At 56.8% G+C, this 22,047-nt stretch carries 26 protein-coding genes and 3 pseudogenes; 11 read left to right on the top strand and 18 right to left on the bottom strand.

Going from position 1 to position 22,047, the window contains the following annotated elements:
• Nucleotides 1-151: 151 nt before the first annotated feature.
• Nucleotides 152-1,156 (bottom strand): IS110-like element IS4321 family transposase, encoded by a 1,005-nt coding sequence (locus SK51_RS22695; protein ID WP_000427623.1) that lies wholly within the window; start codon nt 1,154-1,156, stop codon nt 152-154.
• Between the two features lie 78 nt (nt 1,157-1,234).
• Nucleotides 1,235-1,599: pseudogene (locus SK51_RS24700) on the bottom strand (Tn3 family transposase); the annotation flags it as partial.
• A 92-nt stretch (nt 1,600-1,691) separates the two neighbouring features.
• On the opposite strand from SK51_RS24700, the gene SK51_RS25755 reads away from it, so the two are divergent.
• A complete protein-coding gene (locus tag SK51_RS25755) occupies nt 1,692-1,967 on the top strand; it encodes an IS1-like element transposase (protein WP_000179213.1) in 276 nt (91 codons plus the stop codon).
• Nucleotides 1,886-2,387: pseudogene (locus tag SK51_RS25750) on the top strand (IS1 family transposase). Before SK51_RS25755 ends, SK51_RS25750 begins: the two are co-directional and overlap by 82 nt.
• A 14-nt stretch (nt 2,388-2,401) precedes the next feature.
• Here SK51_RS25750 and SK51_RS22685 read toward each other — a convergent pair.
• The 3 genes and pseudogenes from SK51_RS22685 to SK51_RS22675 form a co-directional block, all read right to left on the bottom strand.
• Nucleotides 2,402-2,542, bottom strand: a pseudogene (locus SK51_RS22685) (maltose acetyltransferase domain-containing protein); the annotation flags it as partial.
• 249 nt (nt 2,543-2,791) lie between these two features.
• A complete protein-coding gene (nhaA, locus tag SK51_RS22680) occupies nt 2,792-3,973 on the bottom strand; it encodes a Na+/H+ antiporter NhaA (RefSeq protein ID WP_004194048.1) in 1,182 nt (393 codons plus the stop codon).
• Nucleotides 3,974-4,632: 659 nt separating this feature from the next.
• The gene (locus tag SK51_RS22675) at nt 4,633-5,238 is read right to left on the bottom strand and encodes a recombinase family protein (protein ID WP_000509966.1); all 606 of its coding nucleotides are present in this window, start codon (nt 5,236-5,238) and stop codon (nt 4,633-4,635) included.
• A 94-nt stretch (nt 5,239-5,332) separates the two neighbouring features.
• Between SK51_RS22675 and SK51_RS22670 the strand changes: the two genes are divergently transcribed.
• Nucleotides 5,333-8,230 (top strand): Tn3-like element Tn5403 family transposase, encoded by a 2,898-nt coding sequence (locus SK51_RS22670; RefSeq protein ID WP_001553819.1) that lies wholly within the window; start codon nt 5,333-5,335, stop codon nt 8,228-8,230.
• A gap of 4 nt (nt 8,231-8,234) precedes the next feature.
• Here the strand turns inward: SK51_RS22670 and SK51_RS22665 are convergent, their stop codons facing one another.
• Complete coding sequence (locus tag SK51_RS22665; RefSeq protein WP_224750805.1) at nt 8,235-8,618, bottom strand: molybdopterin-dependent oxidoreductase; 384 nt, start codon at nt 8,616-8,618, stop codon at nt 8,235-8,237.
• A 605-nt stretch (nt 8,619-9,223) separates the two neighbouring features.
• Here SK51_RS22665 and SK51_RS22660 point away from each other — a divergent pair.
• From SK51_RS22660 to SK51_RS22635, 6 genes are all read left to right on the top strand, one after another.
• Nucleotides 9,224-10,234, top strand: a complete 1,011-nt coding sequence (locus tag SK51_RS22660) for a zinc-binding alcohol dehydrogenase family protein (RefSeq protein WP_011191343.1) — start codon at nt 9,224-9,226, stop codon at nt 10,232-10,234.
• A gap of 73 nt (nt 10,235-10,307) precedes the next feature.
• A complete protein-coding gene (locus tag SK51_RS22655; protein WP_004357630.1) occupies nt 10,308-10,739 on the top strand; it encodes a GlcG/HbpS family heme-binding protein in 432 nt (143 codons plus the stop codon).
• A 47-nt stretch (nt 10,740-10,786) separates the two neighbouring features.
• Entirely contained in the window at nt 10,787-11,092 is a 306-nt protein-coding gene (locus tag SK51_RS22650; protein ID WP_004357632.1) for a DUF1330 domain-containing protein, read from the top strand.
• Between the two features lie 151 nt (nt 11,093-11,243).
• Complete coding sequence (locus SK51_RS22645) at nt 11,244-11,714, top strand: TlpA family protein disulfide reductase (RefSeq protein WP_011191345.1); 471 nt, start codon at nt 11,244-11,246, stop codon at nt 11,712-11,714.
• A gap of 3 nt (nt 11,715-11,717) precedes the next feature.
• A complete protein-coding gene (locus SK51_RS22640; protein WP_004357637.1) occupies nt 11,718-12,230 on the top strand; it encodes a DM13 domain-containing protein in 513 nt (170 codons plus the stop codon).
• Entirely contained in the window at nt 12,218-13,489 is a 1,272-nt protein-coding gene (locus SK51_RS22635) for an MFS transporter (protein WP_004357638.1), read from the top strand. Before SK51_RS22640 ends, SK51_RS22635 begins: the two co-directional genes overlap by 13 nt.
• A gap of 30 nt (nt 13,490-13,519) precedes the next feature.
• Here SK51_RS22635 and SK51_RS22630 read toward each other — a convergent pair whose 3' ends face one another.
• The 12 genes from SK51_RS22630 to intI1 all read right to left on the bottom strand — a co-directional run bounded on the left by SK51_RS22630 (nt 13,520) and on the right by intI1 (nt 20,585).
• Nucleotides 13,520-13,921, bottom strand: coding sequence for a RidA family protein (locus tag SK51_RS22630; protein WP_004099044.1), 402 nt, complete (start codon nt 13,919-13,921; stop codon nt 13,520-13,522).
• A 106-nt stretch (nt 13,922-14,027) separates the two neighbouring features.
• Entirely contained in the window at nt 14,028-14,477 is a 450-nt protein-coding gene (locus SK51_RS22625; protein ID WP_004099042.1) for a hypothetical protein, read from the bottom strand.
• A gap of 87 nt (nt 14,478-14,564) precedes the next feature.
• On the bottom strand, nt 14,565-15,137 hold the full coding sequence (locus SK51_RS22620) for a hypothetical protein (RefSeq protein ID WP_004099040.1): 573 nt from the start codon (nt 15,135-15,137) through the stop codon (nt 14,565-14,567).
• A gap of 91 nt (nt 15,138-15,228) precedes the next feature.
• Nucleotides 15,229-16,197 (bottom strand): magnesium and cobalt transport protein CorA, encoded by a 969-nt coding sequence (locus SK51_RS22615; RefSeq protein ID WP_032640602.1) that lies wholly within the window; start codon nt 16,195-16,197, stop codon nt 15,229-15,231.
• Nucleotides 16,198-16,233: 36 nt separating this feature from the next.
• Nucleotides 16,234-16,791 carry a recombinase family protein gene (locus SK51_RS22610; RefSeq protein ID WP_003100847.1) on the bottom strand — a complete coding sequence of 186 codons (558 nt, stop codon included), beginning with the start codon at nt 16,789-16,791 and terminating at the stop codon, nt 16,234-16,236.
• Nucleotides 16,785-17,156, bottom strand: a complete 372-nt coding sequence (locus SK51_RS22605) for a hypothetical protein (protein WP_003100853.1) — start codon at nt 17,154-17,156, stop codon at nt 16,785-16,787. The genes SK51_RS22610 and SK51_RS22605 overlap by 7 nt, the downstream gene beginning before the upstream one ends.
• The gene (locus SK51_RS22600) at nt 17,153-17,653 is read right to left on the bottom strand and encodes a hypothetical protein (RefSeq protein WP_003100856.1); all 501 of its coding nucleotides are present in this window, start codon (nt 17,651-17,653) and stop codon (nt 17,153-17,155) included. The genes SK51_RS22605 and SK51_RS22600 overlap by 4 nt, the downstream gene beginning before the upstream one ends.
• A complete protein-coding gene (locus SK51_RS22595) occupies nt 17,650-17,976 on the bottom strand; it encodes a hypothetical protein (RefSeq protein ID WP_003100858.1) in 327 nt (108 codons plus the stop codon). Before SK51_RS22595 ends, SK51_RS22600 begins: the two co-directional genes overlap by 4 nt.
• A 254-nt stretch (nt 17,977-18,230) precedes the next feature.
• Entirely contained in the window at nt 18,231-18,587 is a 357-nt protein-coding gene (locus tag SK51_RS22590; protein ID WP_000215515.1) for a cupin domain-containing protein, read from the bottom strand.
• A complete protein-coding gene (locus tag SK51_RS22585) occupies nt 18,577-18,978 on the bottom strand; it encodes a HepT-like ribonuclease domain-containing protein (RefSeq protein ID WP_001293886.1) in 402 nt (133 codons plus the stop codon). Before SK51_RS22585 ends, SK51_RS22590 begins: the two co-directional genes overlap by 11 nt.
• On the bottom strand, nt 18,975-19,265 hold the full coding sequence (locus tag SK51_RS22580; RefSeq protein WP_001247892.1) for a nucleotidyltransferase family protein: 291 nt from the start codon (nt 19,263-19,265) through the stop codon (nt 18,975-18,977). Before SK51_RS22580 ends, SK51_RS22585 begins: the two co-directional genes overlap by 4 nt.
• Nucleotides 19,266-19,571: 306 nt before the next feature.
• Complete coding sequence (gene intI1 / locus SK51_RS22575; protein WP_000845048.1) at nt 19,572-20,585, bottom strand: class 1 integron integrase IntI1; 1,014 nt, start codon at nt 20,583-20,585, stop codon at nt 19,572-19,574.
• A gap of 145 nt (nt 20,586-20,730) precedes the next feature.
• Here intI1 and SK51_RS22570 point away from each other — a divergent pair, with 145 nt between their 5' ends.
• Entirely contained in the window at nt 20,731-21,522 is a 792-nt protein-coding gene (locus SK51_RS22570) for an ANT(3'')-Ia family aminoglycoside nucleotidyltransferase AadA2 (RefSeq protein WP_001261740.1), read from the top strand.
• Nucleotides 21,523-21,685: 163 nt separating this feature from the next.
• A complete protein-coding gene (locus tag SK51_RS22565; protein ID WP_000679427.1) occupies nt 21,686-22,033 on the top strand; it encodes a quaternary ammonium compound efflux SMR transporter QacE delta 1 in 348 nt (115 codons plus the stop codon).
• The last annotated feature ends 14 nt before the right edge of the window (nt 22,034-22,047 follow it).

Here is a 22,047-nt window from a genome sequence, read left to right as displayed (position 1 = left end):
TCCGCGCCTGATGAACCTCCAGAAAATATACGGCTTCAATGAGCCTTTCCGTTTTACAGGTTCCTCAACAGGCCGGTGGGCCGTTAGTATCATCAATATCAGTATTCGCAAAACCAGATCAGTAATTCTTTAAACCGGTGTATTTCTGCCGTTATGCTACATAAGTTTGCTGTCGTGCCGTTAGGGCCCAGGCTATTCTGGCCAGCTTGTTTGCCAGAGCACAAGTGACGACAAAGTTGCTTTTCCGGCACAGTAAATCCCTGACCCAATCGGCCAATTTGCCAGACTGGTGTTCCAGTTTTTGTATGAATACCCTGGCACATTGAACCAACAAAGTTCGGATCTTTTTATTACCTCGCTTACTAATTCCCAGCAATGTCGTCCTACCTCCCGTGCTGTACTGCCGAGGTACAAGCCCTGTTGCCGCCGCAAAGTCACGGCTGCTGGCGTACTGCTTCCCGTCGCCAATCTCAGTTGAAATAGTACTCGCTGTCAGTGTTCCGACGCAGGGAATGCTCAGCAAGCGCTGTCCAACCTCATCTTCGTCCAACTTTCGTTTCAACTGGGATTCCAAATCTTTAATCTGCTCAACAAGATAGTGATAATGCTGTTGTAATTTCAGCAATAACTGGCTGAGGTAAAGAGGCAAACTATTATCCTCAAGAATGGTACTCAGTCGGCTAATAACGGCAGCTCCTCGGGGAACGCTAATGCCAAATTCCAGCAGAAAAGCATGCATTTGATTGGTTGTTTTTACCTTATCCTGAACCAGGGATTCACGGACACGATGCAGAGCCCGCATTGCCTGCTGAGATTCCGTTCTGGGCTGCACAAAACGCATAGACGGACGCGATGCAGCTTCACAAATAGCTTCGGCGTCGACAAAGTCGTTTTTATTGCTTTTAACGAACGGGCGGACAAATTGTGGTGATATCAGCTTTGGGGAATGCCCCAACTCTTCCAACTTGCGTGCCATAAAGTGAGAACCGCCACAGGCTTCCATTGCGATGGTTGTAGCGGGGCATGTCGCCAAAAATTCGATCAACTTTGGCCGGGTAAATTTTTTACGGTAAACAGCCTTCCCGCGACGATCCTGGCAATGAATATGGAAAGAGTTTTTACCCAGATCGATACCAATGAGCGCAATGTTTTCCATGATAGTTCTCCGAATGAAAGCCTGTCCTCAGCATAGTACCGGGAAGGAGGGAGTGACCATCTCATTAATTATCCTACGCTAAGCCTGTTTTTTGTACATATTACTATTCACTGAGCGTAATGCGCGGTATTTACCCTGTCCCAGTTTGAGGTTCGTTCTCCAGACGTAATCCCCGCTCAGGTTGATATGTTCCCATCCCAGTGGTGACAGATGGTAATCAGTTGCTCATTAATCGGGATCCCTTTTCGTCTCAAAGAATCTATCGCTCTTTCTATATATACCGTATTCCACAGTGAGATCGCCGCAGTCAGCAACGTCAGACCGCTGGCTCGATAGCTCTGATTCTCCAGCCCCCGATCTCTGATTTCACCCAGCCGATGCATAAAGACCGCTCGCGCAAGGGCATTGCGAGCCTCACCTTTATTCAGCCCCGCCTGTATTTTAACGAGGAATATACATGCGACGTAATGCAAAAAAATGGGTGATGCTGCCAACTTACTGATTTAGTGTATGATGGTGTTTTTGAGGTGCTCCAGTGGCTTCTGTTTCTATCAGCTGTCCCTCCTGTTCAGCTACTGACGGGGTGGTGCGTAACGGCAAAAGCACTGCCGGACATCAGCGCTATCTCTGCTCTCACTGCCGTAAAACATGGCAACTGCAGTTCACTTACACCGCTTCTCAACCCGGTACGCACCAGAAAATCATTGATATGGCCATGAATGGTGTTGGATGCCGGGCAACCGCCCGCATTATGGGCGTTGGCCTCAACACGATTTTACGTCACTTAAAAAACTCAGGCCGCAGTCGGTAACCTCGCGCATACAGCCGGGCAGTGACGTCATCGTCTGCGCGGAAATGGACGAACAGTGGGGCTATGTCGGGGCTAAATCGCGCCAGCGCTGGCTGTTTTACGCGTATGACAGGCTCCGGAAGACGGTTTGCGCACGTATTCGGTGAACGCACTATGGCGACGCTGGGGCGTCTTATGAGCCTGCTGTCACCCTTTGACGTGGTGATATGGATGACGGATGGCTGGCCGCTGTATGAATCCCGCCTGAAGGGAAAGCTGCACGTAATCAGCAAGCGATATACGCAGCGAATTGAGCGGCATAACCTGAATCTGAGGCAGCACCTGGCACGGCTGGGACGGAAGTCGCTGTAGCTCTCAAAATCGGTGGAGCTGCATGACAAAGTCATCGGGCATTATCTGAACATAAAACACTATCAATAAGTTGGAGTCATTACCCTTTTTTCAACTTCTGATGGATGCGAGTGATTGAACTCATACATTAATGTTTTCCCACGAAGTCTTTTTTCAGGTAAGCCTTCGCACATATCGGTAAATAGCTTGCCTGCTTTTATTTTTTCTGTCATCGACATGTTCATTTTGGGGTTAGAGGGCCAGTCGTGTAAAAAACCACGTTAGCCGACTATTTATTTGAATAACATAATATTTTAACTGATATGCCAGCGTTCATCCTGACTTATCTGAACAGGGCTCCGCCTGTAAAATGTGAAAGATAGAAAGGTAATTATTTATAATAAAATTAAATAATTTCAATTTTCTCTTCAGAATATACACTGACAGTGTGAAAAAACCCCCGTTATCACGGGGATTTTCCTGTAGATAATACGTTACCTGACTTGCTTAGAAGGCGCAAAGCGCAGTATCAAAATACCGGCCAGAGCGGCCAGTATGGACCCTGCCAGAACCCCCACCTTGACCTCATCAACGAGCAGAGGGCTGCCTGTAAAGGCCAGATTGCCGATAAACAGGCTCATGGTAAAACCAATCCCACACAGTACCGAGACACCATAAACCTGTAACCAGGTACTTTTCTCTGGTCGTTTCGCCAGGCCCAGGCTGACGGCCAGTAGCGACAGGCCAAAGATACCTGCCTGTTTACCCAAAAACAGGCCCAGCGCCACGCCTACCGGAACCGGCGACAACAGGTCATTCATCGTCATGCCCGACAACGCGACGCCCGCATTGGCGAAGCCAAACAGCGGCAGTATCATAAACGTGACCCAGGGGTTGATGGCATGCTCAAGCCTGTCCAGAGGCACTTCATCAGCCGCATTCCTGGTTCGCAGCGGGATAAAGAACGCCAGCAGGATACCCGCGACGGTGGCATGCACGCCTGACTGAAGCATGAAAAACCACAGTACTCCCCCCGTCAGCAGATAGGGCAGCAGGCGCGTCACGCCGGCACGGTTCAGGCTAAACAGCAGAGCAACCATTGCCGCTGCACCACCCAGCATCAGAAGCGAAATGTTGCTGGTATAGAAGAGCGCGATGATAGCCACCGCCCCCATGTCATCCAGAATAGCCAGCGCCGACAGGAAAATTTTTAGCGAGACTGGCACACGACTGCCCAGTAAGGCGAGTACACCGAGCGCAAAAGCAATATCCGTGGCCGCCGGGATGGCCCAGCCGGAAAGGGTTTCGTCATGACCGGCATTAAACCCCACGTAAATCAGGGCAGGTACGGCCAGACCACCCAGTGCGGCAAAGCCCGGCAACGCACGCTGGCTCCAGGTGGCTAACTGGCCGGTGACAAGCTCACGCTTGATTTCCAGCCCGACCATCATAAAGAATACGGCCATCAGGGCATCGTTTATCCAGTGCTCAACGGACAGGCCTGCTGTTTTGTATTTCAGGAGTGTTTCATAACCTTCCCTGAGGGGCGAATTGGCCACGATGATAGCGGCTGCCGAAGCAATAATAAGCACAATACCGCCCGCTACAGGTGAACTGAAAAAATTAGAAACGGGCTTGATAACTTTTCTGGTTAATCCGATTGGGTTTTCTGTCACTTAATCTCCCCCTGAGATGTTGACTTACGAATTGTGAATCAGGCAACCCAGAGACTGTGCACTCCAAAAATGCAATGCACAGCCTGATTGACTGATGTAAGAAATTTAGATAATTAAATTAATAAGTTAAATTCGGTCGGTCTGTGGTTACATTTTATCATGCACCGTCAGGTAAATGGCCGCCTTCAGGTAAATTATCGTAAAGCGAAGCCTTGGCGGGGCTAGGGTGCGTTTCCATTCTGAGAAATTTGCTCAGTCTGTTTCCAGAACATGGCTGAAATTTACTATCCGCCGCGTGTCAGTAAATAGTATCTGTCAGTAAGAGCTGGCAACGTAAACTGACACGGGTAGTGATGGAAAATGATTACACAGGACACCGTTTGCAGACAGATGCTGCTCTGAGCCGCATTATCCTGAAAAGCCTGAACAGCAGCTGATGGATAATTATCCGTCCATGCCGGTGACGAATGGCTGTCAGAAAAGACATACCACAGGTCAAAATGGCGCATTTCGTTAACACTGAGGCCAGAAGTTTTGGGCTGGATATATTTATTGCTTGCCGGATGCTGTGAGATCTTTTACGCGGCGGCCATTCCGCGGACCGACGGGTTCACCCGGTTATGGCCGGGGTCGGTTCCGGCTGAGGGCGAAATGACACCCTAAGCGTTAGCTCTGTGTCGTTGCACGATGTCAGCGACGGTATTCTTGCTGATACCGAGCTCGCGTGCGATCCAGCGATAGCTGCGTCCCTCGGCCCTCATCGCAACCACCTTAGGCAAAAGTCGGTCTGATTTTGGTCGCACTCCGGCCTGACGACCAAGCCTCTTACCACGTGCCTTCGCAACAGCAAGGCCTGACTTGACCCGCTCGCTGATGAGATCCCGCTCAAACTCCGCAATGCCGGAAAGAAACGTCGCCAGCATTCGTCCATACGGCGACGAAAGATCGAACGCCATTCCATTCATGGCTATCACGGAAACCTTCCAGTTCTCCAGTTCACGTAGCGTATTGAGCAGATCGAGCGTCGAGCGCCCCCACCGGGAAAGCTCAGTGACCAGGATTGCATCAATTTGTCTGGACTGGGCAAGCGCCAGGACTTTCTTTCGCTCGGCCCGGTCGAGTTTAGTTCCTGAACCTGTTTCCTTAAATATTCCCACCACGTCGTAGCCGGCACGGCCGGCGAAGGCTCGCAGATCAAATTCCTGGCGTTCACAAGACTGATCCGCTGTTGAAACCCGGCAGTAAATGGCGGCACGATGTCCCAATTGAACCCTCCTGGATTTTTGTATCGGAACGCCCTGATTTATATGGGCTGGCTGTTGTCCAAAACAGACTATACTTCAAAAGGGACGAATTTGTATGTCACGACGCCATATTTTCACCGAACGGCAGCGAGCAGCGCTGTTCGATCTGCCCACGGACGAACTGTCGCTACTGAAGTTCTACACGCTGGGCGATGATGACCTGGAAAACATTAGGCAGCGCCGCAGACCGGAAAACAGGATTGGCTTTGCCCTGCAACTTTGTGCCTTACGATATCCGGGCCGTGCACTGGCTCCTGGTGAGATGATCCCGCGTGAAGTCCTTTCCTTCGTCGGTGCTCAGCTTGGAGTTCCGGCTGATGCGCTTCTCACTTATGCCACACGGCGCCAAACCCGTCAGCAGCACATGGACACGCTGCGCGAAATTTACGGCTACAAGACCTTCACGGGCCGTGGTGCCCGTGATCTGCGGGAGTGGACTTTCGGCCAGGCCGAAGATGCCAGATCAAACGAGGATCTTGCTCATCGTTTTATTGTGCGGTGTCGGGAAACTTCCACCATTCTGCCCGCAGTATCGACAATCGAGCGCTTGTGCGCGGATGCTCTGGTCGCCGCTGAGCGGCGGATTGAAACGCGGATTGCGGAAAATTTAACAGCGGATGTTCGCGATCACCTGGACAAACTTCTGAGTGAAATGCTCGCCGGCAATATCAGTCGTTTCATCTGGCTTCGCAACTTCGAGGTTGGTAACAACTCGGCTGCTGCTAACCGTTTGCTCGACAGGCTCGAATTTCTGCGTACCCTGAATATCAATCATAGTGCTTTGGCCAGCATACCTGCCCATCGCATTGCCCGGCTGCGTCGGCAGGGTGAACGCTACTTCACCGACGGTTTGCGTGACATCACTTCGGACCGCCGCTGGGCGATCCTTGCCGTCTGTGTTGTGGAGTGGGAAGCGGCGATTGCTGATGCCATAGTCGAAACCCATGACAGGATCGTAGGAAAAACCTGGCGGGAAGCGAAGCGCCAGCATGACGAAACAATTTCCGGCTCTAAAGCCACACTCACGGATACGATCCGTACCTTCACCGCGCTGGGAGCTTCGTTGCTTGAGGCCCGCAGTGACGGAACCCCGCTGGAGATGGCTGTCGCCAGTTCGGTTGCATGGGACCGGCTCGCTCAACTGGTAGCGACAGGGACTCAACTCAGCAACACGCTAGCCGATGAGCCTCTTGCATATGTCGGGCAGGGATACCATCGCTTTCGTCGTTATGCGCCCCGCATGTTGCGCTGTCTGAAGCTCGAAGCCGCGCCGGTCGCCGGACCATTGGTAGCAGCAGCTTTGTCGATCGGAGAGATGAAAGGTGTTGCATCGCCAGAAAGGCGTTTCCTGCGGCCCAGCTCCAAATGGAACCGTCATTTACGAGCTCAGGAAAAAGGAGATACCCGTCTTTGGGAAGTGGCGGTACTCTTTCACCTCCGGGATGCTTTTCGTTCCGGAGATGTCTGGCTCGCTCATTCGCGCCGCTATGGTGACCTCAAGCAGGTACTGGTGCCGATGATCGCGGCGCAGGAAAATGCAAAACTGGCCGTGCCTTCCAACCCACAGGATTGGCTGGCAGACAGAAAGGCGCGACTCACGATCGCTCTTAAGCGGCTGGCCCGGGCTGCCCGTAACGGCACTATTCCGCACGGTAGCATAGAAGATGGAACGTTGCGGATCGACAGGTTGACAGCAGACGTGCCGGATGGTGCCGAGGCACTCATACTGGATCTGTATCGCCGAATGCCGTCCGTTCGGATTACCGACATGCTGCTTGAAGTTGATGCAGCCCTTGGTTTCACAGATGCGTTTACCCATCTGAGAACCGGGGCTCCATGTCGCGACCGGATCGGTCTGCTCAACGTCCTGCTCGCTGAAGGGCTCAATCTGGGCCTGCGTAAGATGGCGGAAGCTACAAACACGCATGATTACTGGCAGCTCTCACGCCTTGCCCGCTGGCATGTTGAAAGCGAAGCCATGAACCAGGCATTGGCAATTGTGGTGGCCGCGCAGGGTAAACTGCCGATGTCACGCGTCTGGGGGATGGGCACGTCAGCATCGAGCGATGGTCAGTTTTTCCCGACAGCGCGGCATGGCGAAGCCATGAACATGGTCAATGCCAAATATGGTTCTGTTCCCGGCCTCAAAGCGTATACTCACGTAAGCGACCAGTTCGCGCCATTCGCTTGTCAGTCGATCCCGGCGACCGTGAGCGAGGCACCGTATATTCTCGATGGACTACTGATGAACGAGGTCGGTCGCCATGTTCGCGAACAGTATGCCGATACAGCAGGATTCACCGACCATTTGTTCGGAGCCAGTAGCCTGCTCGGCTACAATCTCGTTCTGCGAATCAGGGATCTGCCATCGAAGCGGTTGTACGTATTTAATCCCGATACGACCCCCAGGGAGTTACGCAAGTTGGTAGGTGGAAAAGCCCGGGAGGATCTTATCGTTGCGAACTGGCCTGATATTTTCCGTTGTGCCGCGACGATGACCGCTGGCAAAATCAGGCCCAGCCAACTCCTGCGCAAGCTCGCTTCTTACCCACGACAAAACAACCTTGCAGTTGCGCTTCGTGAAGTTGGTCGTATTGAACGGACCCTTTTCATTATTGAGTGGATCCTGGATACGGACATGCAGCGGCGTGCTCAGATCGGTCTTAACAAGGGAGAGGCCCACCATGCGCTCAAAAATGCGCTCCGTATCGGGAGGCAGGGGGAAATTCGCGATCGCACGACAGAGGGGCAGCACTACCGAATCGCTGGGCTCAATTTATTGACTGCGGTGATCATTTACTGGAATACCGTCCATCTTGGTCATGCCGTCACGGAGCGGCGGAACGAAGGGTTGGATGTTCCCCCTGAATTTCTTCCCCACATATCCCCATTGGGCTGGGCGCACATTCTACTGACTGGCGAATATCTTTGGCCCAAGGAACCGAAAGCTTAGGGTGTCATTTCGCCCTCAGCCGGAACCGACCCCAGTAATTATCGTAGCAGTGCGCCAAGACGAAATCGGTGGGCCGATCGAGCCCTGCATCTGCAAGGATGTCTTCGATGAGTACGCCCTCCCAGGCGGTATCCAGCTTGGACCAGGACGTGACGCAGTGAATGTCTCGGGTCATCTTGGTCTTCGGTAGGGCGTTGAACTCGCTCCAGTTCCACACTTTGACGGGCTTCGGACCGATCTTGACGGTGAATTTCCAATCGGAGGGCTCCACGCTCGGCGTTGGCCCGGCCGTCAGAACAGGGAAATTCTCCACGAGATGCTGACCCGGCGGTATCCGATCGGACTGGTCGCCGCCTGGACCGCGGCCTGTGAAACCTCTGGTGACCATAGCGAAACCCCCTTGCTTGTCACGACAGACCAGAACCTGATTCAGTTCAGAATTCTGTAAAAGATCTTTGCGCGCACAACCGCCGAACGAGCCAATTCACTGAAAATCAGAATACCGGATTCTCTATTAGCGTAGAGAAAAGTGTTGGACCATTTTGAGTCGTGGTTATGCGTGAAGACTATAGCGTCAGTCCAGTATGATTTCCCAATACCCTGTAGCTATAGTTTCGATAGCTTCGAATCGGCATTGCAGGCGTATCCCCGTCAGCGGATTTCGAGCGGACGCCGTCGCTTGCCAACGTTGGTGTGAGACCGGCGGGCGAGATCGCCCCTGCCAACGCGACCGCTGAGAGGTCGACTCCTCAACCGCTTGGGCGCTTATCGCCTCCATCCGGATGCTCACCCGCCGAACAGCAATAAACCGCTATTTTCGATAAACTTCTGAATCCGGCTCCGAGGTATGGAAACTATGTCGTACCGCTATTGGATATGTTGCGCGCATACCTTCATAGTCTGACACGCGAAATCTTTAAATCCTGAGTATATTTCGGAAGAAATTTCGATCTGATCGATAAGACTTCAGGATACAGCAAGCTGGAGACACCGATGAAAGCCGTTGGTTACAAGGTTCCGGGACCCATCGCCGAGGACGCCTCTCTGGTCGACATTGATCTGCCTCGGCCTGTCGCTGAAGGAGGCGATATCCTGGTTGAGGTGAAGGCTGTCTCGGTCAACCCGGTCGACTACAAAATCCGCAGCAGCACGCCGCCCGCTGATGGCGATTGGAAAGTGCTGGGATGGGATGCGGCCGGGATCGTGCAAGAGGTCGGCCCCGACGTGACGCAGTTCGCGGTAGGCGACGAGGTCTATTATGCCGGATCGCTCATAAGGCCTGGCACCAATGCGGAGTTCCATCTCGTCGACGCCCGGATCGTCGGTCGTAAACCCGCGTCGCTCGACTGGGCGGAAGCGGCGGCGCTGCCACTCACGACGTTGACGGCCTGGGAAGCCATGTTCGATCGCCTGGACGTGACGAAGCCCGTTCCCGGGGCGGCGGCGATCCTCATCATCGGTGGTGCGGGTGGGGTCGGGTCGATCGCCATCCAGATCGCTCGACAGCGCACGGATCTCATCGTCATCTCCACCGCCTCTCGGCCGGAAACCCAGGAGTGGGTTAAAGGGCTTGGGGCTCATCATGTCATCGACCACTCTCGGCCGCTCGCGCCACAGATTGCCGAGCTCAACATCGGCGCTCCCGCTTTCGTGTTCTCGACCACGCATACCGAGCAGCATGCATCCGACATCGCCGAACTGATCGCCCCGCAAGGACGGTTCGGATTCATCGACGATCCCAAGGCGCTCGACGTCATGCTGTTCAAGCGCAAGGCAGTGTCGATCCACCACGAGCTGATGTTCACACGGTCGCTCTACGGCACGCCCGACATGGATGAGCAGGGCAAGATCCTCAATTCGCTGGCGGTGCTGGTGGACGACGGCAAAATTCGCACGACGCTAACCGAAAAATTGTCGCCAATTAATGCCGCCAATCTGAAGACGGTGCACGCACTGATCGAAAGTGGCGCGGCAAGAGGCAAGATTGTCCTCGAAGGCTTCTGATGACTGCCACCGCCGAACGTCTTTTCTAACCTCAAGAACGCCGGACGGATTACGCCACGGCGAAGGAAATTTCATGACGAAATCCATTGCCACCGCCTCGATCAACCGCGAAACCGCCGTCGCCCTCATCGACGCGGCGATCGCCGCGGCACGTACAATCGGCATCCCGGCTGCGGTCGCCGTCGTCGACGCCACCGGTAACCTGCGCGCGTTCGAGCGCACTGATGACGCGCCGTTTCTCACCGTCGATGTTGCCATCGACAAGGCTTGGAGTTCCGCCTCGTTTGGGTACCCCACCCATGTCTGGAACGACTATGTTTCGAACGATCCAAAAGTGGCGCCGCTGGCCTATCGCCCCCGGATGGTCGCTGTCGGCGGAGGCTATCCGATCCTGGAAGACGGGAAGTTGATCGGCGGGATCGGCATCTCCGGAGGCAACTATCAGCAGGATCAGGATGCGTGCGTCGAGGCACTCACGAAAATCGGGTTCGAGCTGCCAGCCTGACGACTTTAAGGCCATCGCCAGCGGCGGTGGCCTGCAGATGCGACCTTATGAAAGACTTTAAGATGGAAGCGTTCGTCGTCTTCACCCGCGAAGAAACCACCGATCCGGAAGAACTCGCAACCTATTCTGCAGGCGTCGGCCCATCGTTCGATGGCCACGACGTAACCTTTCTCGCCGCTTATGGCGCGATGGAGCATTTGGAGGGGCCGCCCGTCGAAGGGGCCGTAATTTTGCGGTTCCCGACGATGCAGGCCGCCCGTGATTGGTATCATAGCCCCGCCTACCAAACCATCGCTGCGCACCGTTTTGCCGGTTCCCGCTATCGCGCCTTTGTCATTGAGGGGCGGCGGTGACACACCGACGGAAGAACGGCGGGGCTGGCCACGAGGTATCGGTCGGCGAACTCGCATCCTACAACCTGTAGGGGATCAAGGCGGTGAGGTTCGCGTGCCATCGCCACACGCGACCACTCATCGGACTTCTGCATCGGAATTGGAGGATCAGATGAGCGTCGACGAACGACAAGCCCCCGAGCTGCGGGTGCAGAGATGGATTGGCGCGGATGGAGAAAGCATCGCGCCGCTCAAGCTGTCGGATCTCGGCACCGGCCCGAAAGTCCTCTTCGCCTTCCAGCACTGGTGCCGTGGCTGCCATTTGCATGGATTTCCGACGCTACAAAGGTTGCATGGTGCATTGAGCGCCAAGGGCGTGGGCTTCGCGGTGATCCAGACCGTCTTCGAAGGAGCGGATGAGAACACCTTCGAGAAGCTGCGCGTGAACCAGCTCAAGTATGCGCTTCCTGTCGCGTTCGGTCAGGACGAGCCACCTGCCGGCGCGACGCTTCCCACCTTCATGGAGGACTACCGCACGCGGGGAACGCCCTGGTTCTCCGTGATGGACGCTGGCGGCCGCATCGTATTCTCGGACTTCCATCTCGACGCCGATCAGCTCGTGAAGGGACTGGAGCTGGTGTAACCGATGCGGCGCTGGGTCATCCTGATTGCCACCCATCTCGCGATGCTCGCCATGGGCTTCGCGGGCGGTGTCTACACGCTGCCGATCCTGACCGCCCCCCAGGCCCCGGACGCGGCGGCCTTGCGGACCATCTCAGCCGAGACGCTCTACGCAGGGCGTCTGGCCCGCGATCTCAAAGGCAGCGACCTGCTTCACTGGGGGGAAGGCGAGATCCGGGTCTCGCGCGACCGTATCGCCCATATCGGGCGCCTCGCCCCTGGTCCCGACTACAAGCTCTACCTCGCACCACGTTTCGTCGACACGAAGGAGGCCTTTCTCCTAATCAAGGACAGATCAGTCCGCGTGGGCGATGTGAAGACGTTCAACGGCTTCATCGTCGAGGTGCCTGCCGGCATCGATGTCCGTGACTACAACACGGTCGTCATCTGGTGCGAAGCATTCGACCAGTTCATCAGTGCGGCAGAGTATCAACCCTCAAGTCAGGCCCGAGAACGAGCCCGGCGATGGATACCATGAGGTCGGCGGGCAAGCGCGGCCTCGTTCTCGCGCCGGTGGCGGCGCTGCTGCTGAGCGTCGCCGCTCTGCTGCTGGGCAATGGCCTGCTGAGCACGCTCCTGATCGTGAGAGCCGGCCATAAGGGGTTCTCGACCGGCGCGATCAGCGCGATGATGTCCTTCTATTTCGCGGGTTTCACGATCGGCGCGCTCGTGTTGCCACCGATCATCGTCTCCGTGGGACATGTCAGAACCTTCGCCGGCTTCGCGGCCATTGCCTCGATGACCGCCCTTCTCCATGTGGCGTTCGTGGAGCCGATCGCCTGGATGCCGCTTCGCCTGATTACCGGCTTCGCCTACGCGGGCATGATCCTCGCAACGGAGAGTTGGCTCAACGCCCACGCATTGCCATCCACACGCGGGCAGCTCCTGTCGATATTCGGAGTTGTCTCTATGGGCTCATGGGCAATCGGGCAGGCGTTACTCAACATCGCACCGCCCGCCGACGTGACATTGTTCCTCATCGTGTCGCTGCTGATATCAGCGGCGGTGGTTCCGATCACCTTGCTGCCCAGTCATCCGCCGGCCCAGGTGGAACAGGAATGGGTCGCGTTCAGGGACCTCGTCCTCGTATCACCTCTCGCTGCGGCTGGCGCTTTCCTGGCCGGCCTGGCTATCGGTGGTTTCTGGGGCATGGGCGCGAACTTCGCCCAGAGCATCGGCCTCGATGTGGGCGGTATCTCCGCCTTCATGGCTGCGGTTCTTGGTGGAACGCTCGCCTTCCATTGGCCACTCGGTTGGCTTTCGGATCGAGTGCCCCGGAATCTTGTCATCGCCGGTGCGGCGCTGGCGTCCGCAGCGTCTGCCATCGGCGTAGCGTTGGCGGTGGAAGCGCCTCTGCCGCTGCTCCTTGCGGCAGGTGCGCTGTTCGGCGGCTTTGGCATCCCGATTTATTCGTTGTGTCTCGCCGTCGCAAACGACGATCTTCCGGCCGGTCGGCTACTCGGCACCGCGCGCGGGCTTCTGTTGCTCAACGGGATCGGGACAGCCGCTGGCCCCCTAATAGGAGCAGCTGCAATGAATATCGTCGGCCCTGGCGGCCTGTTCCTTTATGCGGCGGCGTTGCTCACGCTCCTGGCAGTGCTGGCCATCGCCCGCAGGCAGCCGAGGCGCGCCAACCAGGCCAAGGCGGCCCCCCGTTCTCCGAGCACGCCGATGATAACCGGATCTCTCGATACGATGATATGCATGGAGAAGCGGGCGCAGGGCGTGCGGGATTAGCGCGGCACGGCGCCTGCACGAACCGCGGGGTCAGGCGATGATAGCTGTTACGCGAATTTCGATACGCATGGTTGGAAGCCCCAGCGCTTCGATTCCCAACTGCGTCCAGATTGGAGCGCGGTCGGGCATGTAGTGGCGATACAGCTTGGCCATTGTTTCGTTGATCACGGGAGGGAATCCACCGACGTGATAGGAATTGACGTGGACCACATGCGGCCAGCGTGCTCCGGCGGTCGCGAGCGTCCGTTCCACGTTCTTGAACGCCTGCTCGATCTCTTCCTCAATCGACTCCGGAATGACGAGATCGTCGTTCCATCCGCCCTGTCCGGAGATCTCCACGCGGTCACCAATGCGCATTGCCTGAGAATAATGAAGCGCGTCATGCAGGCGCGTCCCGTATCCGGGGGTGATGAAGAATGAAGGTGTTGTCATGAGTTTGCCTTTGATGAGCCAGGTCAACGCGGCTGCAAGTGACCGTATGCATGCAGAAAGAGATGCAGGGCGTTCGGCACTAGCGCGCCGGCTGCGGTGGAGGGCTTTATTCCACGTCTTCTACGGTGAGGTCCCGGCCGTTGAACTGCACGGTCTCCCCGGCTCGGGCACCCTCGATCGCTTCGAAGATCGGCGCCATCGTGGAAATGCCCATGAGCTCACGCCCCTGACAGGTAAACTTGCTCGTTGACACCGCGATCACAAAGTGGCGGCCGGACAGCTTGACGACAGCGCCTTCGTTGACGGCCAACTTGGGGCCGAAATCGATCGTCCTGAGCTTTTCGAGTTTATTGGCGTAGTCATGGAGCGTGTCATCGAGCGCTTCAGCGAAGTCGCTCGCGACCTCGGCCTGAGCTAGTTCGTCGTTTTCGATCGGTTCGCTCCGATCGAGCCGGGCGGTAGAGACATAGTCCAGGTAGTTTTCGCGAGCGCTGTGCAACGCTGCTGTCTCCAGCAAGAGCATAGTTTCTCGTATGTGGTCCTTGTTCCAGTCCATAATCACCTCCTAATTTTCGATGTTCTTAAAGTTCAGCCTGCAGATGTGTGGGCCAGGAAGGCCAGCCTTTCCGGCTAAGCGACACCGCTATTCGTCGCTGATGACGTCTTCGCCCTGGTATGGAACCCTGATCAGCCGAGGATCTCGAATGATGCTCGTGACGAGCCAGACATATTCCTGCTCGGCGGTATCGAAGCCGAGGATGCTGAAGGATTGGCCGAAAGGGCATGGCGGGAAGTCTGGAAAGCCCTCGCGCAGAACGTAACGCTCGGGATCGCTGTGAAACTCGCTCTTGTAGACTTTCCGTAGTCCGTGCTTGCTCGGCGCGTCCTGGTCACCTGCCGGTGCTGTTTCCCGATGCGCCACAAGGCGCTCGGACAAGTCGCGGGGGCAGATTTCGTGGAACACGTCGAAGGCGTCGATCAACAGGCCTTTATGCTCTGTCGCCGGATCGGTGATCGCGTAGATGTTGGAGGCATCTTCGCCGTCGTCCCCGCTCTCGAGGCGCAACGCCGCATCGACGCGAATGCTGCATGCATCGAGGGTTGACCCTAGTTCGAGATCGACGAGATTGCCGTCCTTGACGCGGTATTCGCGGTCATAGCCTTTGGCGATGAATGACTGGACTGCTTCTAGAACGTCGGTCACCTGGGAGGTCATGGAAGCACCTTCATCTTGAACTGGATTGGACACGCTCGCGCACAAAGCGCGCTGTGACTCGGCGGACGGAGAAGCTCGCGAAGTGCGTTACTCATAGCCACTTGGCCTTCTTGAAGCGCATGAATAGGAGAAGGCAGAACACCGCTATCACTCCGAGCACGACGAAGTAGCCATATGGCGTGTCCAGTTCCGGCATGTGCTTGAAGTTCATGCCATATATTCCGGCGATCGCCGTCGGGACCGCCAAGATCGCCGCCCAGGCCGCGAGCTGGCGAGTGACCACACCGATCCTTTGCGCTTCCAGAAGGCTGCTGGCCTCGAAGACCGTGGACAGGACAAGCAGGAGGCCGTCGACCATGGACTGCACGCGGTGGACATGGTCCGCGACGTCGTGGAAATATGGTGTCATTTCGGCGCTGATGCAGGGAAAGTGGCCGCGAACGAGCTTTCGCACCAGCTCGGCCATAGCCCCGAGCGTGCGCTGGAACCGCGTGAGTTCGGACCTTAGTTCGAAGATTCGCGCCACCTCTTCTGGCTCGAGGAAATCGTGCAGCGACCGTCGCTCCATCGCCAGGACGTCGTCCTCGATCATTTCGAAGATGGGCAGATACTGGTCGACCACTCGGTGCAAGATCGCGTGCAGCACATAGTCGACACCCTTGCCGAACTGCGTCGGCGATGCCTCGAGTTGCTCCCGAAGTTTGCCCAGCGCTCCGGCATTGCCGTGCCGCACGGTGATAAGGTGATTGTGACCGGTGAAGATCGCCATCTTGCCGTAGCTGATCCGGTCGCCGACCAGCTCGGCGGTCTGGGCGACGACGTACAACTCATCGTTGTAGACCTCGAGCTTGGGCGGGCACAGCGGGTGCATGGCGTTGTCGATCGCCAAAGGATGGAGGTTATACGTCGTCTGGATCGCGCTGAGTTCGTCTGCGGTGGGCTCGCTAAGCGCGATCCAGCAGAAGCCCGAGCGATTCTCGTTTAGTTCGACGTGCTCATCGAGCCTGATTTCACGGACTCGCTTACCTTCGTTGTAATAATATGCGGCGATAATGGTCATGCAGGGGTCGTCTCAGAAAACGGAAAATAAAGCACGCTAAGCGTGCGTGGAGGCTGGCACCCAGCGGTACAGCGTCGGAATGGACACGCCGAGGTTCTTGGCCACGTCCTTGGGCGGCACCCCGCTGGCCAGCAGCTTCTTGGCCGACTCGATCTTGCTGTCGGTCATCTTCGGCTTGCGGCCGCCTTTGCGGCCGAGCTGCTTGGCGACTTCCAGCCCGGCGCGGGTGCGCTCGACGGTCAGCTCGCGCTCCATTTCGGCAAGGCTCGCCATGACGTGGAAGAAGAACCGCCCGGATGGTGTGCCGGTGTCGATGGAGTCGGTGAGGCTCCTGAACTGGACACCGTGCTTGTGCAGATCGCCGACCAGATCGACCAGTTGCTTGACCGACCGGCCCAGCCGGTCGAGCTTCCAGACGACCAAAGTATCGCCTTCGCGCAGCATTTCGAGCGTCTTGGCCAAGCCAGGCCGGTCTGCCCGCGTGCCACTCACCTTGTCCTCGAAGACCTTTTTACATCCGGCCTTGCTCAAGGCTTCGCGTTGCAGCTCCAGGTTCTGATCCTGCGTCGAGACGCGCGCATAGCCAATCAACATGGCTTGTCTCGCGCCCGGTCGATGCGTTCCTGCATCGCCTGCATCACTTCTTCGTGGGTGTACGATCTGGCGTTGGCGTCGGTGGCTTGCCGCAGGGCTTCCTCAACCTCGCGCGTCATCCGCTCGTAATCCTCCGGCCACAGCGCTTGCTCCATGCGCAGCGACGCCTGACCCAGCAGGTGCAGCAGGCTGAACAGCCGCATGTCGTTGGTGGCGACGATGCGCTCCCGAATCTGCTCCTGAATAGCTTCGCTAGCCCGATGCGCTTGTGGTGTGGCAGTCCCCTCGTAGTCAGCGGGGAATTCCGCTTCCTCGGCAATCCTTGCCCAGGCGCTGGCCAGCGCCTCGATGGTTGACGTGCTCATTTCCGCCGCTCCTGTGCTCTTTGGCGAATCAACCGGCCAAGGGGCCTCGACGCGAAAACCAGCAGCATCACGCCTATCGGATACCAGGTCGAGAAGACCACCAAGGCATCGAAGGCTGGCCGTCCGGTGTTGGTAGGCAGTACGGCGGTCACAGCCATCAACCCGCCGACCGTCCAGATGATGCGCCACACGTAGGGCATCACGCGGGGCACGTAGCCGTCATCGAAAGCGGTCTGGTAGTAGCGGCGCAGGCCGCGCTCGGCAAGCGCTTGGCGCTGCCGCTCCGACAGCGCATCCGTCCGGCCATACCAGCGCCGGAATGGTGGACAGCGCAGCAGCAAAGGGGTGAAGAGGATCATCACCGCCACGATCGCGACACCCCACGCCATGACGGCGCCGGCATCGGGCCGCTTGGCGTTCTCGATCACGGGCGCGAAGACGCCCGGAGCACCGATCATCCAGAACAGCGCAATGTGCTGATGGAAGGAGAGCTTCATTTGCTCATCCACTTGCGCAGCAGGCGCTTTTTCAGGGAGGCGCGTTCTTGCGGGTTGCGTCCCTTGTGATTGGCGATGCGATCCGCCGTGGCGGCCTGGCGCTTGACGGGCCAGTAGGAGCGGCCATCCTTGCCCATCGACCAGACGCTGCTGGCCTGGTTTTCCAGCAGGGGCAGATGGGCGCTCAGGGCTTCGGGCGACGCGCTGGTCAGCGCCGTGCGCTCACGGGTGCGCCAGCGCTGATGCCAGAGCTTCTTGTCCTCGCGCTCGCTGCCGCAGGTCGTGTGCCCGACGATGGGTGTTTTGCGGCGGCTGCGGCTCATAACGTAGTGGTCTCCAAGAACATTCAGGACTGATCCCAGGCGTCGATGGTCAAGACCTGATCGGCAGGACAGGCGGCTACGCGGTCGGGAACTGGATGGTGTTCAGTCTCATGCCGACCCCATTCGATTGATCGCGTCGCTTGCGGCACGCTGCGACGCAAGGAGGTTTGCGACCTGGTTTAGCAGCCGTGTCCGCTGCATGTCTGTTACCTATCTCCCCGACCGCTCATTGGACCAACTCCAGAGATTGGGCTCTATCGCTCAGCCAATACGAAACCGGCATTGGCTGATGCCACAACCGAGACTAACACAAATGGCTCGGTACCTGTATTTCGCGCCCCGTGCACTTGGCCCGGTCTTGCCACGGCTATCTCACCTTCCCTGAGGGCACGAACAATCCCATTGCCCTGAAAGTAATCAGCCATTCCCGACAAAACAGTCCACGTGTCTTGGCCGTGAGGATGAATGTGAGCCGCAATTTCCTGCCCGGGATGGACATGCCAAACCACGATAATTGAGTCTCGGGTTTCAAGCACAACGGAACGAATAGGCTCGCCTTCGGACGGCTGAACATACTCGGCTACAGAAAATATTCTCGATTCAACAGTCATCGGAGATCCCTCTTTCACAGTTGTCGTTACGGTCTTCATCGTCGGCATCCTGACGCACGGCGGGCAATTGCTGGAGCAACGCCGGCAGCCATTCCTGTACCGTCTCCCACACCACATCGAGGTTGATGTCGAAATAGCCGTGAGCCATGCGATTACGCATATTGCGCATGCTGCGCCACGGCACGTCGGCATGCGCCTGGGTGAACTCGACGTAGCCATCCATCACCTTTGTGGCCGCCTCGCCGATGACGATCAGGCTCATGATGACGGCCTGCTGGGTGCGCTTGTCGGCCAAGAAGTCGTCCTTGGCCATCCCTTCCACGAAGCTGCGCGCATCGGTTGCGGCCTGCTGAATGTGGTCGAGGTAATCGGGCAGGCGGTTCTCGCTCATATCGGTTGCGCCTCCGCGAGCACCTTGGCCCGGAACTTCGGCGGCAGGTCGCCGGGAGTCAGCAGATCGACGTCAACGCCGAGCAGCGATTTCAGTTCTTCTTCCAAATCGCCCAAGTCCAACAACGTGGCACCGGGCAGCGCATCGACCAACAGGTCGAGGTCGCTGCCATCCCGGTCGGTGCCATGCAGCACCGAGCCGAAGACGCGCGGGTTCGCGGCGCGAAAGCGGCCTACCGCTTCACGCACTGCGCTTCGCTTCATGTCAAGCACAACAGACGGTCGCATGCGCATCCTTTCTTATCGAAACTCGTTGAGATGATATGCAATCAAGAATAGAATTTCAAGAACTATTTTCGAGAATCGCAATGCCTTGATTCCCGTGCCGCGCCTGTCGTTTTCAGAAGACGGCTGCACTGAACGTCAGAAGCCGACTGCACTATAGCAGCGGAGGGGTTGGATCCATCAGGCAACGACGGGCTGCTGCCGGCCATCAGCGGACGCAGGGAGGACTTTCCGCAACCGGCCGTTCGATGCGGCACCGATGGCCTTCGCGCAGGGGTAGTGAATCCGCCAGGATTGACTTGCGCTGCCCTACCTCTCACTAGTGAGGGGCGGCAGCGCATCAAGCGGTGAGCGCACTCCGGCACCGCCAACTTTCAGCACATGCGTGTAAATCATCGTCGTAGAGACGTCGGAATGGCCGAGCAGATCCTGCACGGTTCGAATGTCGTAACCGCTGCGGAGCAAGGCCGTCGCGAACGAGTGGCGGAGGGTGTGCGGTGTGGCGGGCTTCGTGATGCCTGCTTGTTCTACGGCACGTTTGAAGGCGCGCTGAAAGGTCTGGTCATACATGTGATGGCGACGCACGACACCGCTCCGTGGATCGGTCGAATGCGTGTGCTGCGCAAAAACCCAGAACCACGGCCAGGAATGCCCGGCGCGCGGATACTTCCGCTCAAGGGCGTCGGGAAGCGCAACGCCGCTGCGGCCCTCGGCCTGGTCCTTCAGCCACCATGCCCGTGCACGCGACAGCTGCTCGCGCAGGCTGGGTGCCAAGCTCTCGGGTAACATCAAGGCCCGATCCTTGGAGCCCTTGCCCTCCCGCACGATGATCGTGCCGTGATCGAAATCCAGATCCTTGACCCGCAGTTGCAAACCCTCACTGATCCGCATGCCCGTTCCATACAGAAGCTGGGCGAACAAACGATGCTCGCCTTCCAGAAAACCGAGGATGCGAACCACTTCATCCGGGGTCAGCACCACCGGCAAGCGCCGCGACGGCCGAGGTCTTCCGATCTCCTGAAGCCAGGGCAGATCCGTGCACAGCACCTTGCCGTAGAAGAACAGCAAGGCCGCCAATGCCTGACGATGCGTGGAGACCGAAACCTTGCGCTCGTTCGCCAGCCAGGACAGAAATGCCTCGACTTCGCTGCTGCCCAAGGTTGCCGGGTGACGCACACCGTGGAAACGGATGAAGGCACGAACCCAGTGGACATAAGCCTGTTCGGTTCGTAAACTGTAATGCAAGTAGCGTATGCGCTCACGCAACTGGTCCAGAACCTTGACCGAACGCAGCGGTGGTAACGGCGCAGTGGCGGTTTTCATGGCTTGTTATGACTGTTTTTTTGTACAGTCTATGCCTCGGGCATCCAAGCAGCAAGCGCGTTACGCCGTGGGTCGATGTTTGATGTTATGGAGCAGCAACGATGTTACGCAGCAGGGCAGTCGCCCTAAAACAAAGTTAGACATCATGAGGGTAGCGGTGACCATCGAAATTTCGAACCAACTATCAGAGGTGCTAAGCGTCATTGAGCGCCATCTGGAATCAACGTTGCTGGCCGTGCATTTGTACGGCTCCGCAGTGGATGGCGGCCTGAAGCCATACAGCGATATTGATTTGTTGGTTACTGTGGCCGTAAAGCTTGATGAAACGACGCGGCGAGCATTGCTCAATGACCTTATGGAGGCTTCGGCTTTCCCTGGCGAGAGCGAGACGCTCCGCGCTATAGAAGTCACCCTTGTCGTGCATGACGACATCATCCCGTGGCGTTATCCGGCTAAGCGCGAGCTGCAATTTGGAGAATGGCAGCGCAATGACATTCTTGCGGGTATCTTCGAGCCAGCCATGATCGACATTGATCTAGCTATCCTGCTTACAAAAGCAAGAGAACATAGCGTTGCCTTGGTAGGTCCGGCAGCGGAGGAATTCTTTGACCCGGTTCCTGAACAGGATCTATTCGAGGCGCTGAGGGAAACCTTGAAGCTATGGAACTCGCAGCCCGACTGGGCCGGCGATGAGCGAAATGTAGTGCTTACGTTGTCCCGCATTTGGTACAGCGCAATAACCGGCAAAATCGCGCCGAAGGATGTCGCTGCCGACTGGGCAATAAAACGCCTACCTGCCCAGTATCAGCCCGTCTTACTTGAAGCTAAGCAAGCTTATCTGGGACAAAAAGAAGATCACTTGGCCTCACGCGCAGATCACTTGGAAGAATTTATTCGCTTTGTGAAAGGCGAGATCATCAAGTCAGTTGGTAAATGATGTCTAACAATTCGTTCAAGCCGACCGCGCTACGCGCGGCGGCTTAACTCCGGCGTTAGATGCACTAAGCACATAATTGCTCACAGCCAAACTATCAGGTCAAGTCTGCTTTTATTATTTTTAAGCGTGCATAATAAGCCCTACACAAATTGGGAGATATATCATGAAAGGCTGGCTTTTTCTTGTTATCGCAATAGTTGGCGAAGTAATCGCAACATCCGCATTAAAATCTAGCGAGGGCTTTACTAAGCTTGCCCCTTCCGCCGTTGTCATAATCGGTTATGGCATCGCATTTTATTTTCTTTCTCTGGTTCTGAAATCCATCCCTGTCGGTGTTGCTTATGCAGTCTGGTCGGGACTCGGCGTCGTCATAATTACAGCCATTGCCTGGTTGCTTCATGGGCAAAAGCTTGATGCGTGGGGCTTTGTAGGTATGGGGCTCATAATTGCTGCCTTTTTGCTCGCCCGATCCCCATCGTGGAAGTCGCTGCGGAGGCCGACGCCATGGTGACGGTGTTCGGCATT

Origin of the sequence: Enterobacter sp. MGH85 (genome assembly GCF_001037655.1) — a bacterium.
GTDB classification, from domain to species: domain Bacteria; phylum Pseudomonadota; class Gammaproteobacteria; order Enterobacterales; family Enterobacteriaceae; genus Enterobacter; species Enterobacter intestinihominis.
The sequence above is the reverse complement of the archived record's forward strand: the minus strand, read 5'-3'. Positions and strand labels throughout refer to the sequence as shown.

Excerpts from the sequence above, each read along its gene's own strand:
- SK51_RS22595 (WP_003100858.1), bottom strand. The coding sequence starts at position 17,976 with ATGAGCCGCAGCCGCCGCAAAACACCCATCGTCGGGCACACGACCTGC.
- SK51_RS22620 (WP_004099040.1), bottom strand. The coding sequence starts at position 15,137 with ATGACCTCCCAGGTGACCGACGTTCTAGAAGCAGTCCAGTCATTCATC.
- SK51_RS22585 (WP_001293886.1), bottom strand. The coding sequence starts at position 18,978 with ATGAGCGAGAACCGCCTGCCCGATTACCTCGACCACATTCAGCAGGCC.
- SK51_RS22570 (WP_001261740.1), top strand. The coding sequence starts at position 20,731 with ATGAGGGTAGCGGTGACCATCGAAATTTCGAACCAACTATCAGAGGTG.
- SK51_RS22645 (WP_011191345.1), top strand. The coding sequence starts at position 11,244 with ATGAGCGTCGACGAACGACAAGCCCCCGAGCTGCGGGTGCAGAGATGG.
- SK51_RS22610 (WP_003100847.1), bottom strand. The coding sequence starts at position 16,791 with ATGTTGATTGGCTATGCGCGCGTCTCGACGCAGGATCAGAACCTGGAG.
- SK51_RS22630 (WP_004099044.1), bottom strand. The coding sequence starts at position 13,921 with ATGACAACACCTTCATTCTTCATCACCCCCGGATACGGGACGCGCCTG.
- SK51_RS22670 (WP_001553819.1), top strand. The coding sequence starts at position 5,333 with ATGTCACGACGCCATATTTTCACCGAACGGCAGCGAGCAGCGCTGTTC.
- SK51_RS22615 (WP_032640602.1), bottom strand. The coding sequence starts at position 16,197 with ATGACCATTATCGCCGCATATTATTACAACGAAGGTAAGCGAGTCCGT.
- SK51_RS22640 (WP_004357637.1), top strand. The coding sequence starts at position 11,718 with ATGCGGCGCTGGGTCATCCTGATTGCCACCCATCTCGCGATGCTCGCC.
- SK51_RS22580 (WP_001247892.1), bottom strand. The coding sequence starts at position 19,265 with ATGCGACCGTCTGTTGTGCTTGACATGAAGCGAAGCGCAGTGCGTGAA.
- SK51_RS22590 (WP_000215515.1), bottom strand. The coding sequence starts at position 18,587 with ATGACTGTTGAATCGAGAATATTTTCTGTAGCCGAGTATGTTCAGCCG.
- SK51_RS22635 (WP_004357638.1), top strand. The coding sequence starts at position 12,218 with ATGGATACCATGAGGTCGGCGGGCAAGCGCGGCCTCGTTCTCGCGCCG.
- SK51_RS22650 (WP_004357632.1), top strand. The coding sequence starts at position 10,787 with ATGAAAGACTTTAAGATGGAAGCGTTCGTCGTCTTCACCCGCGAAGAA.
- SK51_RS22600 (WP_003100856.1), bottom strand. The coding sequence starts at position 17,653 with ATGAAGCTCTCCTTCCATCAGCACATTGCGCTGTTCTGGATGATCGGT.
- SK51_RS22605 (WP_003100853.1), bottom strand. The coding sequence starts at position 17,156 with ATGAGCACGTCAACCATCGAGGCGCTGGCCAGCGCCTGGGCAAGGATT.
- SK51_RS22625 (WP_004099042.1), bottom strand. The coding sequence starts at position 14,477 with ATGGACTGGAACAAGGACCACATACGAGAAACTATGCTCTTGCTGGAG.
- SK51_RS22660 (WP_011191343.1), top strand. The coding sequence starts at position 9,224 with ATGAAAGCCGTTGGTTACAAGGTTCCGGGACCCATCGCCGAGGACGCC.
- SK51_RS22695 (WP_000427623.1), bottom strand. The coding sequence starts at position 1,156 with ATGGAAAACATTGCGCTCATTGGTATCGATCTGGGTAAAAACTCTTTC.
- SK51_RS22655 (WP_004357630.1), top strand. The coding sequence starts at position 10,308 with ATGACGAAATCCATTGCCACCGCCTCGATCAACCGCGAAACCGCCGTC.
- SK51_RS22565 (WP_000679427.1), top strand. The coding sequence starts at position 21,686 with ATGAAAGGCTGGCTTTTTCTTGTTATCGCAATAGTTGGCGAAGTAATC.
- intI1 (WP_000845048.1), bottom strand. The coding sequence starts at position 20,585 with ATGAAAACCGCCACTGCGCCGTTACCACCGCTGCGTTCGGTCAAGGTT.
- SK51_RS22665 (WP_224750805.1), bottom strand. The coding sequence starts at position 8,618 with ATGGTCACCAGAGGTTTCACAGGCCGCGGTCCAGGCGGCGACCAGTCC.